Here is a 14,644-nt window from a genome sequence, read left to right on the forward strand (position 1 = left end):
TAGAACTTCGCGCGGGAATTGAAAGAGAAGAATCGTCGAATGGAGCCCGAATTGCCAAGACTCTCAAAAAGTCTCTCGACCAGATTCTCGGCTCAACTCTGGAACCGACTCTCCCTGCGCGCACGGCTGTTGCTGCCATTGGCGGCAATGGTCGTCGGCGCGTTGCTGCTCGGCGGGCTTGCCTTGCAGACCTTCTCACCCGAGCAGTTCGAGGACGAGAATGCCCAGGGCGCGCGCTCCGCCCAGCTCGTGGCCGATGCATTGAACGCCGCGCTTGCGGCCGCGAGCAATCCGCAGCAGACGCTCGATGCTTTCGCGGGCGGATTGGGCATGCCTGCCGCCATCGAGTTCGTGCCGGCGGGATCGAGGCCGCCCCGCATCGCCGCCGACACCTATCGCAGCAACGTTCCCCTCTGGTTCACCGCTCTTCTGCGGATTCCCCAGCTTGGCTCGACCCATCCGATCAGAATAGGAACGGCACATGCCGGCGACATAGTCTTCAAACCCGACCTCTCGGCCGAGATCCTGGAAAAATGGGTGGGCTTTCTGGCCATCGTCGCGGCCAGCGCGGCGCTGATGCTGCTTGCTGGGCTCAGCGCCTATTTTACAACAGGCACTGCACTGCGTCCGCTGGCGCAGCTCGGCGCCGGGCTGACCCGGATGCGAAACGGCAACTATGATGCCGCGATCCCATTGGCCGGCCCACCTGAGATCCGCCAGAGCTGTGCAGAAGCCAACGAGCTCGCCGCGACCCTGAAGCGCCTCAGCCGCGACAATCGAGACCTGCTACGCAAACTCGTCGCCGTGCAGGATGACGAGCGCCGCGAGCTGGCACGGGAGCTGCATGACGAGATGGGGCCGCTGCTGTTCGCGATACGCGCCAACGCCACGGCGCTGTCCGACCCCGAAGCTGAGGGCCCTCCCGAGCCCGGTTCGCCGGCGTACGGCATCCTCAACGCGGCTGAGGCCCTGCAACTGGCGAACCGGCGCGTGCTGGAGGGCCTGAGCCCGGTCTACGTTGCGGAACTGGGACTGGCCGCGAGCATCCAGGCGCTGCTGCGCAACGCCCAATCCCAGGCTCCCGGACTGCGCGTCACATCTCGGTTCGATGATCGTCTGAACGAGCTCGACAGCCTGCTCTCGCAGACCACCTATCGACTGACCCAGGAGGGCGTGACCAATGTGCTTCGGCATGCGCAGGCGACCACAATGGGCGTTGTGGCGATGGTCGACGGAAATCAGATCCAGATCGAGATATCCGACGACGGCATTGGCCTGCCGCAGGACCTCACGTTCGGAAGAGGCCTGACCGGCATGCATGACCGCGTGCGCGCGCTCGACGGAAAGCTGCAGGTGCTCCGCGAGCACAACCGGACCGTCGTGCGTTGCCACCTTCCGCTCGACCACCCCGTTGGGCAGCGAGATGAAGGCATCACCTCGACGACGGGGCGCAGCGCATGCTTGTAATCTTGCTTACAGGTGACCCCGGTCGTTTCCATACTGCGCTTGCGATTTAGACACGTCCTGATGAATGAAACACATCAATCCGGCCGCCGGTTCGAGGACGTACAGCCTTACGAGAAACGATCAGTTCGAATGCTCCAAAATTAATCTGCATGCGCCTGATCAGATGAAATGCTGGTGGTCTCATGCGTTGGGTGTTTCGAAGGAAGAGCTTCGCAAGTAAGGCCGTCGACAAGGTCGGAAATTTTGCCGCGGCCATCCGCAAGGATGCTGGGGGCGAATCATGACGAAAGAACAAGAAACTAGCGGTGAATGTGCACGCGAGGCGCGAAAGCAGGCCGCGCTTCTGCCGCTTGGCCCTGTCAGAGATGCTGGAACAGGCTCGCTACTTTACCTTCCCCAAAAGGGGATTCAGGCGTAGCGAAAATCCGAAGGCACTTCATCATTTTCCTCCATTGTACTTTGCCGCCCGGCAGCGACGCTTTCCAACGTGTCTGCGCATCTGTCAGAAATTAGAGGGCCTGCAAGGAGCTCGCGTTGCGACCGACGCGGCCCGCCTACCCTAATGTGCCTCTGCGTCGGCTTTGCGTCACAAGCAGAGATGACGGATTTCAAGACAAAGCGTAATGCGACCACAGCCTCCGTTGTCACAACATGAGTTAAACGCCAAATGGACATGCAATGATAGCCCGCGAGCTGCAGGTTTTGGGCGCCCGCGATGCTATCTTGAACGCTTGGAGGCGAAGTGGAGTTCTAGCCGGCTAAACGCCGGCCAACGCTGCGAGTAAGACGGGTGAGATGAATGTACTTGTTGCAGTCGGAATTCGCGCATCGAGCCACCTCGCATCCAGGCTTGGACGTGCCACTCCCGAATTCCTGACGCCAGCGCAAACAGGCCGCTCATGATCCAGGCGCTGCGCGGTGCGATTGGAGGCAAGCTCGGTGCGGCGGTCGGCGCTGTCGCTCTCCTGACGCGCACCGTCGGCAACCTTCGCGCTCTGCTTTCGACAGCTGCTACGGTTGCTTCTCGACCATTCCGCCGCTGACGATTGATTAACCAGTGAACCAGCCGGCCGCGGAAAGGCTCGGGAACCTTCTGTGCCGCTCGACAGTTGATCCGAACGAGCCGGGGGAAACAACCGATGCGATGGACATGTTTCCCGTCGCTGCTTCGGGCAGGAGTTGTACTCCTGTTTACAGTGACGATCGCGGGGGCTGAAGGCGACAAGGCCGCCCGCCCGTCCGAATTCCTGTTGCTGTTGCAGATATCGCTCTTGATCGCGGTTGGCCGCGGCCTCGGGGAATTGATGCAGCGCATCGGCCAGCCTTCGGTGATCGGCGAACTCTTGTCGGGCCTGCTGCTCGGCCCGTCGCTATTCGGCTGGTTGTGGCCGGAAGCCCAGCATACGATCTTTCCTGCCTCGCCCGAGCAGAAAGCCCTGCTCGACGGCATCGCGCAACTCGGCATCCTTTTGTTGCTGCTGCTGACGGGCATGGAGACCGATCTTAAACTCGTGCGCAAGGTCGGCAAAGCCGCGGTTGCCATTTCGATCACGGGTATTGTTGTCCCCTTCATCTGCGGCTTTGCGCTCGGCCAGTTTCTGCCGCAAAGCCTGCTGCCGCGTCCGGAAACACGGTTAGTGTCTTCGCTGTTCCTCGGCACGGCGTTGTCGATCTCGTCCGTGAAGATCGTCGCCGTTGTCGTCCGCGAGATGAACTTCATGCGCCGCAATGTCGGGCAGATCATCGTCGCCACCGCGATCATAGACGATACGATCGGTTGGATAATCATCGCCATGATTTTCAGCCTTGCCTCGGAAGGAAGGCTCGACGTCTATGCCGTCGGCAAGTCCCTGCTCAGTACACTCGCCTTCCTTGGCCTCAGTTTCACGATCGGACGCTGGCTGGTGTTCCGCCTGATCCGCTGGGCCAATGACCATCTCGTCAGCTCAGCCGCCGTTATCACTGTTATCCTGCTCATCATGAGCCTGATGGCAATGGTCACACACTTGATAGGCGTGCACTCCGTACTGGGCGCTTTCATTGCCGGCGTGCTGGTCGGAGAGTCACCCATCCTGTCGAAGCAAATCGACGAGCGTCTGCGCGGGCTGATCTCGAGCTTATTTATGCCGGTATTCTTCGGCCTCGCCGGGCTGACCGCCGATCTCACCGTGCTGAAGGATCCCAACCTGCTGATGCTGACCGCAGCGCTGGTGCTCATTGCCAGCATCGGCAAGTTCGGCGGCGCATATGCTGGCGGTGCACTTGGCGGCTTCACCCGCCGCGAGTCTTATGCACTTGCCAGCGGTATGAATGCCCGCGGCTCGACGGAGGTCATCATCGCCACCATCGGTCTTTCGATGGGTGTGCTGAGCCAAAATCTGTTCTCGATGATCGTCACTATGGCGATCCTCACTACCATGGCGATGCCACCGATGCTGCGCGCCGCGCTGGCGCGGCTACCACTTGAGAGAGAAGAAGAGCGGCGTCTCGAACGCGAAGAGTTCGAGCAGAACGGGTTCGTCGCCAATCTGGAACGGTTGTTGCTCGCGGCCGACGAAAGCGCGAATGCCAAGTTTGCCTCCCACATCGCCGGCCTGCTGGCCGGCTGGCGCGGACTTCCTATCACGGTGCTTCACGTCGAGCCGCCACCAAAGGACGACGAGAAGCAGGACGGCGGGCAAACACTCGAAACCGTAGTTAGGAATGCTGCTAGAGTCATTGCAGGGGCCGACGAAGACAGCACGGGCCACGTCGACCTCGTGAGCCGTACGCCGAAGGAGAGGGAAAATCCCGTCGATACCCTCGCTGAGGAAGCGCGGAAGGGCTTCGATCTCCTCGTGGTAGGCAAAGAGAAGACCCTTGGCGGCAAAGACTTGTTCGATCGTACGATCGAAGATATCGGTGCGACCTTCAAGGGGCCGCTGGCGCTCGTTGTTGGCAAAGGCGATCACCTCAAAAAGCTGGCGCCTTCGGGATTAAAGATACTTGTTCCCGTTTCTGGCAGCGCTGTGTCTCGACGCGGCGCCGAGGTAGCCATCGCTCTAGCACGCATCAGCCCCGATCCGCTCAAAGTGGTCTATGTTTCCACCACGCGAGACAGTGGTGCGAAACGCAGCAATACCAGACTTTCGCTCGCGCGGGAGGAAGCAATTCTGAAGGACATTGCGGCCGCCGCGGCGCGCTACAATGTCACCGTCTCCACTGCGCTGCGCGCCAATACGGCACCGGACAAGGCCATCCTGCATGAGATCGGCTTCGGCGGCGCCAATTTGGTAGTACTTGGCGTGGACCGCATCCCGGGCGACAGGCTCAATTTCGGCAGCGTTGCGCACACCGTACTGAGCAAATCGAAGGTTTCCGTTCTGCTAGTGGCGGACGGAGAAATGAGCAAGTTGGCGCCGTAACGCAACTATATCGATCTTTGCCGCGATCTTCTCGCGCCTCATGAACCCTCCGGCCTTTGTACAACGCATCTTTGGGAGCTTGACCGCGAATGCTCATCACCCAATAGGGTGAATCTGACGGCGTTCAATCGAGCGGAAGAGAAAGCGCCGAGGGCGACTTTTGCTCGCAACCCGTTCGTTTGTTGAGTAGTAACGTTGCAGTGGTAACCTTGGTGGTTCGGCCCATGAACTGGGCCAGATTGGTGTCCGACGACCACTCCACATAGCCAACCACCGCAAAGGCAAGCACCCCTGCGATGAGAACTCCGGCTACCGAAGCGGCGGCTGTTCCCGACCAGTTTTGGCTGCTGAACAATGTCATCGCGATGCTCCGACAACGAGGGTTGCCGGGTCAATAAATCGAGACGCGGTTTTTGGATGTGATCGGCCTCACATGTCACGCTCAATTGATGCAGTGACATAAGTTACCAGCGGCAGGCGTAAACGGACAGCGACCCCGGCGCTGGGGGCGCCAGGGCCGCCACTAAACTCCCGGTCGGGGGGCAACCTGATCGCGGGAGCATAGGCATGACTCCTTGCATTGCCACTTGTTCCCGACCCGTTGCCGCAACGCACCGAACGGTCGGAACCGCATTTCCGCTCGGCTCGCCGGAAACCGATATCCATTCTCGGCCGGCCAACGTCGCTGTTAGCAAATCGGCAAGCCGGGTCGGCACAGTGTTCCTGAGGGACGGGATCGGTTTGGGGAACAGACGGTCACGTTTCGGGAGGGCTGGTGCGTTTGCCACGACGCGCCGGCCCCTCTTTCGTTAACTTGTGCGAACGAAGCACAGTCACGCGCCGGATGCCTCTGCTAAACGACCCTTTCGGTGCCCAGGGCTGGATAGACAAGCCGCCGGCACAAAGCATTTCGAGCCTGGCGGCGTAGTTTTTTCAAATCAGCCTTAGAAACCGGATCAGCCGATCAATCTCGCTCCGGGCTTCCCTATGCAGTGGCCTATGGCAATGAAGATCTGCTCCGGGGAAAGGCCGGTTTGAAACAAAGCTCACCAGCGGAATCCGCTGCGGGTCCTGCAAGGCGTCCGTGCTGTGATTGCTGGTAGTGGTCGGCCTGATTGGCCGGCGGCCCGATGTCCAAGACGACCCAGCCTCAAACCCAGTCCCAAGCCGCAGCCCGAATTGTCGCCGCTGCCGGGTGTTCTTGGCTCGGCCGCGAACGTGCCTGCGTAGAACGCCGGCGAAGCCACCGAGAAAAGGCAGTCGGTCCGCCAACAAAAATAGTTCTGCCCAATAACGATGTTCACCAAGAACTAATCTAAATAGTAGCCTGGTTAGTCCCTCAGGGAGCGTCAGGGGAATCGCATGACTACCTTGCTGGCCAAGCTAGAACGATTTGAGAATCTCGCTACGGAGTGCGACTTGATCGCTGGCCGGCAGGCGGATGGAGGCAAGCGAGATCTCTACCTGCGCCTGGGGGCGCACTACCGCCAGTTGGCCTGCGACATGCGCAGTGTCATTGCGACAGTCGACGCCGCCGCATGATGGCGTTCAATTTCAGGTAATCTGGTTCTCAAGCACGACCTCAGGTTGATCCATTAGTCTTGGAAAAGAGGTCACCGGGAGCTAGACGACGATGGAAACCATCGGCACGATGGCTTTTCTCGTATTTCTCGGCGTAACGGTGCTCGCCAAGGCGCGCGCGGCCCACCGACAGCAAATGACCGACAACACTCGTCACTCAATGGACAACTAGACCAATCTGTTGTGTTCGCCCTGTGCAACAGCCCACACTTCTAGCGGCTTAACTCTGTACGCGATCGTCGCGATCATTCGCCGATGCCCCGCCGATATACGAAACTGTCCGGCCGCTGCTTCCCGTCTGGCAGCGCTGCGGGATGGCTCGCTGACGGCCAGGTCACCTGCAACATTCGATGCCATGGCGGCTGCGATCGGACGGTGGATGTTCGTATAGATTCCTTCCGCAAGATCTGCCTTGGTCACGCGTCGGATGGCGCCTGGTCTGCACTGGGCGCGGTGGGCGCCGTCCATGTCGTTCCGAACTGGCGTGACATGGGGGCCGCGTGCCATTTTCAGAAAACTGGAAGTCGTGATGGGCCGGTTGCCCAAGCCCGGCTGGCTGGGGGCCGTGGGCGGCCGAGCCGGGGCCACGCCTCACTGGGCGGCGGGCCAGCCTGGCGCTCCCCTACGCTACGCCGCGCGCTGCGCTATTCAACGGAGAACCGTAGCGAAAAGCGGCGGTTGCAACGCGACGCGCAGCCGGAGGAGCACGATCGCGGCTGGCGGTGCAAGCGCTTCACTCCGGGCGCAGTCGCCTGCGCGCTTGCCCCCCATCGCTGACTTACTGACCATACCAACCCGAGAATGAGGCTAAGCTACGGCCTGCGTCTTGTGGACCGCTGCCAAAAGACGGCAGAAGCCGCCGCTGTCGCCGTGCTGCCGCGGACTTGAGGTGAAGTGCCTCGGTTGCGAGACGCACCAAATGGCCGCGCTCGACATCGTCAGGCGGCCGACGTGGACGCCGACGAGCTTAAGCGATACGTGCAGTGCAAAGAGTGTTCGCCGGCCCAAGGCTATTCGTTCAAGCGCAGCCAGCTTGTGGCGCTGCGCACGACGAAAATCTCGACCATGAACCTGCCTTCGACATGGTGCTTAGGAGAGCGATAGGTCCGCTATGCAAGCTCCGCGCAGATTGCAACAATGTGTAACGACCAAGACGCTTGATCTAGGAGATGCACATCGAAAGAATACAACTCTACCGGCCCGAGGGCGAGCCGAGGCGGGACTTTAAGAATGACCGACGAAAGACGTGGAAGGGCGACCGAGTACAGTCCCGCCTTTGTCATCTTGGTGGATGGCTACATCGCCCAAGGAAATCTAACCGCGCTTCACTGCCTTCGGTCTATCTACATTGCGGCCACGCGCAGACCGCTAGTCTTCAACCGGCGGGACAATCTGGACTTGATGTCGATCTTCGAAACTCGTCTCGATCTTCTGGACGAGGCCATTACGATGGTCAGCTTGGACGCTCTCAAGCGGCGCCTGACTCAAGATCAGCCATTATGAAATATAATGGTGACCGCCCATACTCCGATCCCGAGCGGCCCGCAGGATCACGGAGCATGCCAGGGCATTTCCGCCGTCACGCTCAATGGCCTTCATCGACCAAGGCAGTTGCTCAATCGACTTGCAGTGCGTAAAGCAGCTTGTCGAGCGTGATCGGATACTCGCGGACGCGGACGCCGGTCGCGTTTTGGACGGCATTCGCGACCGCGGCGGCGACGCCGCAGATGCCGAGTTCGGCAACGCCTTTGGCCTTCATCGGCGACGAGATCGGATCGGTCTCGTCGAGGAAGACCATGTCCTGATGCGGGATGTCGGCATGAACCGGCACCTCATAGGCCGCGAGGTCGTGATTGATGAACAGGCCATGGCGCTTATCGACCACCAGATCCTCCATGAGTGCGGCACCAACGCCCATCGTCATCGCGCCGATCACTTGACTCCGCGCCGCCTTCGGATTGAGGATGCGACCCGCCGCGCAGACCGCAAGCATCCGCCGCACGCTAATTTCAGCCGTGTCGGCGTCGACACCGACTTCGACGAAATGCGCGCCGAAGGTCGATTGCTGATAGGTCTTGGCGAGATCGCCATACTCGATGGCGTCCTCCGCCACGAGCTCGCCCTCACCCGCCGCTTGCGCGAGCGGCACGCTGCGATTGCCGGAGCGGACCAAGCCGTCGGCAAACACCGCCTCTTCGGAATTGAAGCCGAGTTTCTGCGTGATCGTCTCGCGCAGCTTGACGCAGGCCGCGTAGACGCCGGCGGTGGAGTTGTTGCCGCCCCACTGCCCGCCTGAGCCGCACGACACCGGAAAGTCGGAATCGCCGAGCCGCACGGCGACCTTCTCCAGCGGTATCCCCATCATTTCGGCCACGGTCTGCGCGATGATAGTGTAGGAGCCGGTGCCGATGTCGGTCATATCGGTCTCGACGGTGACCATTCCCTGCCCATCAAGACGGACGCGCGCCGCCGATTTGGTCACGAGGTTATTACGGAAGGCGGCGGCAACGCCCATGCCGATGAGCCAGCGGCCGTCGCGGACCTGGCCGGGTTTCGGATTGCGCCTGCTCCAGCCGAACCGCGCGGCGCCGTCGTTCAGGCACCGCACCAATTGTCGCTGCGAGAAGTGCCGCTCCGGATGTTCCGGATCGACCTGGGTGTCGTTCTTGATGCGCAGCGCGACCGGATCGATGCCGAGCTTGTCAGCGAGTTCGTCGATTGCAATCTCGAGCGCCATCATGCCGGAGGCCTCGCCGGGCGCCCGCATCGCATTGCCCTCAGGCAAATCAAGCGCCGCGAGCCGCGTCGCCGTCATCCGGTGGGCACCGGCATAGAGCAGCCGCGTCTGGCTCACCGCCATCTCGGGCTCGCCGCCGCTGACATTGCCGGACCAGCTTTCGTGGCCGATCGCGGTGATCGTGCCGTCTCGTTCGGCGCCGATCCGGATGCGTTGAATCGTGGCCGGACGATGCGTGGTGTTGTTGAACATCAGCGGACGTTGCAACGCCACCTTGACCGGGCGGCCTGCCGCGCGAGCCCCCAGCGCGGCGAGCAACACGTCGGCGCGCAGGAACAGCTTGCCGCCAAAGCCGCCGCCGACATATGGCGACACCAGACGGATATTCTCCCTGGGGATGCCAAGCGTCTTCGCCATATCCTCAACGCCCCAGGCAATCATCTGGTTGGAAGTCCAGACCGTAAGCTTGTCTCTGTCCCAGGCCGCGATCGAGGCGTGCGGCTCCATCATCGCGTGGCCCTGATCGGGCGTGGTATAGTGGGCGTCGAGTTGCAAGGGCGCAGCGGCAAAGGCGGCGATAAAATCGCCGACCGCGGTATCGGCCGGGCCGCCGATCTGCGGGTTCGGCGTGCCCGCTCGATGCCGCTCCGCGGCGAGATCGAATTTGCCGTCGACCCTCGCGTAATCGATCCGGACCAGTTGCGCCGCGGCGCGCGCCTGCTCGAAAGTCTCGGCGACGACGACGGCGAGCGCCTGATGGTAATGTGCGATCTCGGGGCCGCCGAGCAGCGGCGCCACGTTGCGCTCGCCCTTGCCGAGCTTGCCCGCGTTCCCGGCGGTGACGATGGCGAGCACGCCAGGCGCCGCGTTTGCAGCCGCAAGATCGATCGCTGCGATCTCGCCTTTACCGATGCCCGACCCGACCACATAGCCGTAGGCCTGGTTGGGCACGACGTCGTGCCGCTCGTAGGCGTAAGGCGCAGTGCCGGTAGTTTTCAGCGGCCCATCGATCCGGTTGGTCGGATGGCCGATCACCTTGAGCTGGTCGATCGGATTGAAGGTCGCAGGATGTTCAAAACGCATGATCTCAAGCCCTCATCAAGCTCTTGCCTCGCGCAGCACCGCCGCCAGCGTTCGCTCTGCGAGTGGCAGTTTGTACGCATTGTCCCTAGTCGGCTTTGCATCATCGAGCAGCCGCGCGGTGACGGCTTTGGCACCGCGTGGCAGTTCCGCTTCCGCGGCCTCCACACGCCACGGCTTGTGCGCGACGCCGCCGAGCGCGACGCGGCCAGTGCCGTCGGGTTGCACGATGGCAGCGACCGAGACCAGCGCGAACGCATAGGATGCGCGGTCGCGCACCTTGCGATAGGCCTGCGTGCCGCCGACGGGTTTCGGCAGCGTCACAGCCGTAATCAATTCACCCGGCTCCAGGACGGTCTCGATTTCCGGGTTGTCGCCGGGCAACCGGTGCAAGTCGGCGATCGGGATGCTCCGCGTCGCGCCATCGGGCCGCACCGTCTCCACCGTCGCATCGAGCGCGCGCATCGCTACCGCCATGTCGCTCGGATGGGTCGCGATGCACGCTTCGCTCGCACCGACCACCGCATGCTGACGGCTGAAGCCGCCGATCGCGGCACAGCCGCTGCCCGGCTTGCGCTTGTTGCAGGGCAGATTCGTGTCGTAGAAATAGGGGCAGCGCGTCCGCTGCAGCAAATTGCCCGCCGTCGTCGCCTTGTTGCGCAACTGGCCCGAGGCGCCGGCAAGCAGCGCGCGCGACAGCACGCCATAGTCGCGCCGCACCCGCCAGTTCGCAGCCAGATCGGTGTTGCGCACCAGCGCGCCGACCCGCAAGCCGCCATCAGCTGTCTCCTCGATGCGGTCGAGCGCAAGGTCGTTGACGTCGATCAGATGTGCCGGTGTCTCGATCTCCAGTTTCATCAGGTCGAGCAGATTGGTGCCGCCAGCGATGAATTTTGCGTTCGCAGTGGCGGCGGCGGCAGCGGCCGCTGCGCCCGGCGAGGTGGCGCGCTCATAGCTGAATGATCTCATGCGTCCCTCCCGGCGACCGCACCGATCGCCTCGGCGATGTTGGAATAGGCGCCGCAGCGGCAGATGTTGCCGCTCATGCGCTCCCGGAGTTCAGCATTGGTCAATCGCACCGGCGCATTCAAGTCGGCCGTGACATGGCTCGGGACGCCGGCCTTGACTTCCGCCAGCACGGCGACCGCCGAGCAGATCTGGCCGGGCGTGCAATAGCCGCATTGATAGCCGTCGTGCTCGACGAACGCCGCCTGCAGTGGATGCAGCGCGTCCGGCGTGCCAAGGCCCTCGATCGTAGTGATCTCGTTGCCCTGATGCATCACCGCAAGCGTCAGGCACGAATTGATCCGCCGCCCATCGACGATCACCGTGCACGCACCGCATTGGCCGTGGTCGCAGCCTTTCTTGGTGCCGGTCAGGTGCAGGTGCTCACGCAGGGCATCCAGCAGCGTGGTTCGGGTATCGAGCTCAAGCCGATGGGCTTCGCCGTTCACGTCAAAGGACACTTTCGCCATCACGGGGGCTCCGATCGGGGCTGGTCGGTTGGTCTCCGCCAACGATCCGCGCGGCGCGAAGGACGACGCGGCAAGCGTAGCGGCTCCCGTCATCAACAAGCAGCGGCGAGATAGTTCCAAACCTGCTGGAGCGGGCATGCACTTCCCTCCCTTAGGCGGCGGCCTGCGTTCCTGCTGAGCGCAGCGCATACATGACCAAGTGAAGTGACTGGACAGCAAATAGTTGCAATCCAGAACACTTGTGCTCGTCGAGCCCTCTCTAATCCGAACTGTAAGGTCTGGGGCCTTCCGCGTTGCGGATGCTGCGCTGCGCTACAACGTCACTTCGACCGGCATCGAATTGGTCTGCTGCAACTCACGATTTGAAGAAGCGTTATCTGCCCAAACCGGCAAGCCTCTCCGATCTGCAAGCCCTTTCTGAAATGCGAAAATGACAGTTGGAATGCGAAAATGACAGATTATTCAAAGGCGGCGCTACTGGATCCGAAGGAGCAGCACTTCCGGATTCCCGGCCCTCGCGACGGGTTGTCGCTTTTTCTTCGGCTTCTTCCGACAACCAGCCAGGCCGGCACGGCCGGCAGCCCTGTGCTCTACGTGCATGGCGCGACTTTCCCTTCCGCTCTGTCGATCGCGCATCGTTTCGACGGTAAGTCGTGGCGCGATGCCCTGAACGAGGCCGGCTTTGATGTTTGGGGTCTGGACCTCTACGGGTTCGGGCACTCCGACCGATATCCGGAGATGGACCAAGCGGCAACCGAATATCAACCGCTTTGCGTCGCCGAGGACGCCGCCAAACAGGTGGCGGCTGCGGCCCGATTCATCCTCGGGCATCAGAGCCGGGACAAACTTTCATTGATCTCCCATTCATGGGGTGCGATGCCCGCGTGCCTGTTCGCCTCGGCCCATTCCGCGCTGGTCGATCGTCTCGTCCTTTTCGCACCGATCGGACGCCGGCCATCTCGCCGCTACGAAAACCCGCCGACGTTCCCGGCATGGCGCATCGTCACGTCGGAGGACCAGTGGAACAGGTTCGTCGAGGACATCCCCGAACACGTTCCTCCGGTGCTCTCGCGGGTCCATTTCGATGAATGGAGCAAGCTCTATCTGGGCAGCGATCCCGAGAGCCGGTCGCGCGACCCCACCGGAGTGAAGACTCCGCTCGGCCCATTCAGCGAGATCATCAAGGCCTGGCACGGGCAACCTGCCTACGATCCCTCGCAAGTGAAGTCGCCGGTCTCGATCATCCGGGGCGAATGGGATGGCCTAGTCCAGGACGACGACGCGCGATGGCTGTTCGATGCGCTCTCCAACACACCGACCAAGCGCGACATCAAGATCGGTCGCGGCACCCATCTGATGCATCTGGAAGCGATGCGCTTCGCACTCTGGCGAGAAAGCATCGATTTCCTGAAAGGCGAAGACATCGCGCCAATTCCGAGTTGAACCACGAAAGGAATCGATATGTTTTCAGTGATTTTCGAAGTGCATCCGAACGACGGCAAGAAGAACGAGTATCTGGATCTCGCCAAGCACCTGAAACCGATTTTGGAACGCATTGATGGCTTCGTCGACAACGAGCGTTTCGAGAGCAAGCTGCGTCCCGGGTGGGTGCTTTCCCATTCGACCTGGCGGGACGAGAAGTCGGTCGTACGTTGGCGGACCGAGGCCGAGCATCACGTCGTCCAGGGCAAAGGCAGGTTCAAGATCTTCTCGGACTATCACTTGCGGGTCGGCGACGTGACGTCCGATACCCATCCGCCGAAGGAAGCGCCCGTCCGCGAACGGCGTTTCGACGAGACCGAGGTCGGCAAGGGAACGTTGGCGACGTTCACGGAAATCATGCCGGCGAAGGGCGCCGCACTCGCGAACCAGGTCGATCTCCTGCCTGCACATCTTGGTCTTGACCTGAACGATCCGGGCGTCATCGACCACGACGTTTGGGCGAGCATCTACAATCCTGGAAAAATGGCACTACTTGTCAGCTGGAAGAACCCGACGGCAGCGGACTCTTGGATGCCGAAGATGATCGATGGCGTCGAGCAGTTGCGACATCGCAAGGTGCGGGTTGTACGCGACTATGGCCGCTTCGACCGGCGCGAGACGCCTCAGTTCTACCCTGACATCGAAGGTCGTGAAAATAAGCATCCGTGGCCAACCCACTAGCGACCGGAAATAGCGGAAGGGCACGATTGCCATGAACTGGAAAGGGAAATGGCGCAACCAGTACGGCTCGATCGTCGAGATCACCGATGACGCGCGCAACCGGATCGAAGGGCTGTTCACGACCGCCCTCCGGGACAGCGGCTTTTTCGGTCAGACGGTTCCGGTGATGGGTGCGCATCAAGGCGATTGCATCAGCTTCGTCTGCGGGGGCGTGACACCCACCGGAGATTCGGTGGTCTCCTACACCGGCCTCTTTCGGGAAGGGAAGATGGAGACGCTCTGGTTCGTCGCGGCCGACGCCGCGGTCAAAGCCGAAGTCGGCAAGCCGGGTGAGACCCGTAAGAACAACTGGTGGCGAGCCATGACGACCGGCGCGGACACGTTCGAACGTGTTCTCTGAGTTTCGTAAGGCCGCACCAACTTGCGTGCGATTCTCGGCAACTATGCCGATTGCAACCAGTTGCTTGGGTACCGGAAGTCGATCCCAAACCTTGGATCCGACGCATGAATGCCTGGACGGGGGACACCATAAGAGTGCGGCGGGTTCCGCTTCCCTGTGGTTCATTTCAGTCCTTCAGCTTCGGTTCACGTAGACGATCCTAGAACCCGCAGCTGACAATGGCATGTAGGTGACGAATATGTCTTTTGACCCGATGGCCACTGCGGTTGACTGGCTCGACGCCTACCGCGCTGGCGATGTTGAAACCATCCTCGACATGTTTGCCGATGACGCAGTG

Annotated in this window: 11 protein-coding genes; 7 read left to right on the forward strand and 4 right to left on the reverse strand. The window is 61.6% G+C overall.

What is annotated here, in order from left to right:
- Positions 1-39 precede the first annotated feature (39 nt).
- Positions 40-1,467: a histidine kinase gene (locus BraRD5C2_RS17795; RefSeq protein ID WP_223970049.1), complete on the forward strand. Its 1,428-nt coding sequence runs from the start codon at positions 40-42 to the stop codon at positions 1,465-1,467.
- Between the two features lie 1,139 nt (positions 1,468-2,606).
- Positions 2,607-4,871, forward strand: a complete 2,265-nt coding sequence (locus BraRD5C2_RS17800; RefSeq protein ID WP_223970051.1) for a cation:proton antiporter domain-containing protein — start codon at positions 2,607-2,609, stop codon at positions 4,869-4,871.
- A 124-nt stretch (positions 4,872-4,995) separates the two neighbouring features.
- On the opposite strand, the gene BraRD5C2_RS17805 is transcribed toward BraRD5C2_RS17800, so the two are convergent.
- Positions 4,996-5,232 carry a hypothetical protein gene (locus tag BraRD5C2_RS17805; RefSeq protein ID WP_223970053.1) on the reverse strand — a complete coding sequence of 79 codons (237 nt, stop codon included), beginning with the start codon at positions 5,230-5,232 and terminating at the stop codon, positions 4,996-4,998.
- A 1,001-nt stretch (positions 5,233-6,233) separates the two neighbouring features.
- Between BraRD5C2_RS17805 and BraRD5C2_RS17810 the strand changes: the two genes are divergently transcribed.
- Together BraRD5C2_RS17810 and BraRD5C2_RS17820 are read left to right on the forward strand one after the other, a co-directional pair.
- A complete protein-coding gene (locus BraRD5C2_RS17810; protein WP_223970054.1) occupies positions 6,234-6,413 on the forward strand; it encodes a hypothetical protein in 180 nt (59 codons plus the stop codon).
- A 1,269-nt stretch (positions 6,414-7,682) separates the two neighbouring features.
- A complete protein-coding gene (locus tag BraRD5C2_RS17820; protein ID WP_223970056.1) occupies positions 7,683-7,955 on the forward strand; it encodes a hypothetical protein in 273 nt (90 codons plus the stop codon).
- A 112-nt stretch (positions 7,956-8,067) separates the two neighbouring features.
- Here BraRD5C2_RS17820 and paoC read toward each other — a convergent pair whose 3' ends face one another.
- From paoC to paoA, 3 genes are read right to left on the reverse strand one after another with little or no spacing between them, the layout of a single operon-like run.
- Positions 8,068-10,272, reverse strand: a complete 2,205-nt coding sequence (paoC, locus tag BraRD5C2_RS17825; protein ID WP_223970058.1) for an aldehyde oxidoreductase molybdenum-binding subunit PaoC — start codon at positions 10,270-10,272, stop codon at positions 8,068-8,070.
- A 15-nt stretch (positions 10,273-10,287) separates the two neighbouring features.
- Positions 10,288-11,238 carry an FAD binding domain-containing protein gene (locus tag BraRD5C2_RS17830; protein WP_223970059.1) on the reverse strand — a complete coding sequence of 317 codons (951 nt, stop codon included), beginning with the start codon at positions 11,236-11,238 and terminating at the stop codon, positions 10,288-10,290.
- Positions 11,235-11,882: an aldehyde dehydrogenase iron-sulfur subunit PaoA gene (gene paoA, locus BraRD5C2_RS17835; protein WP_223970113.1), complete on the reverse strand. Its 648-nt coding sequence runs from the start codon at positions 11,880-11,882 to the stop codon at positions 11,235-11,237. Before paoA ends, BraRD5C2_RS17830 begins: the two co-directional genes overlap by 4 nt.
- Positions 11,883-12,269: 387 nt before the next feature.
- Here paoA and BraRD5C2_RS17840 point away from each other — a divergent pair, with 387 nt between their 5' ends.
- The 3 genes from BraRD5C2_RS17840 to BraRD5C2_RS17850 are packed head-to-tail and all read left to right on the forward strand — an operon-like array spanning position 12,270 to position 14,307.
- Complete coding sequence (locus tag BraRD5C2_RS17840) at positions 12,270-13,187, forward strand: alpha/beta hydrolase (protein ID WP_223970060.1); 918 nt, start codon at positions 12,270-12,272, stop codon at positions 13,185-13,187.
- 18 nt (positions 13,188-13,205) lie between these two features.
- Positions 13,206-13,907, forward strand: a complete 702-nt coding sequence (locus BraRD5C2_RS17845; RefSeq protein ID WP_223970061.1) for an antibiotic biosynthesis monooxygenase family protein — start codon at positions 13,206-13,208, stop codon at positions 13,905-13,907.
- A gap of 31 nt (positions 13,908-13,938) precedes the next feature.
- The gene (locus BraRD5C2_RS17850; protein WP_223970062.1) at positions 13,939-14,307 is read left to right on the forward strand and encodes an avidin/streptavidin family protein; all 369 of its coding nucleotides are present in this window, start codon (positions 13,939-13,941) and stop codon (positions 14,305-14,307) included.
- Positions 14,308-14,644 lie beyond the last annotated feature (337 nt).

The organism is Bradyrhizobium sp. RD5-C2 (assembly GCF_019972155.1).
Classification (GTDB): domain Bacteria; phylum Pseudomonadota; class Alphaproteobacteria; order Rhizobiales; family Xanthobacteraceae; genus Bradyrhizobium.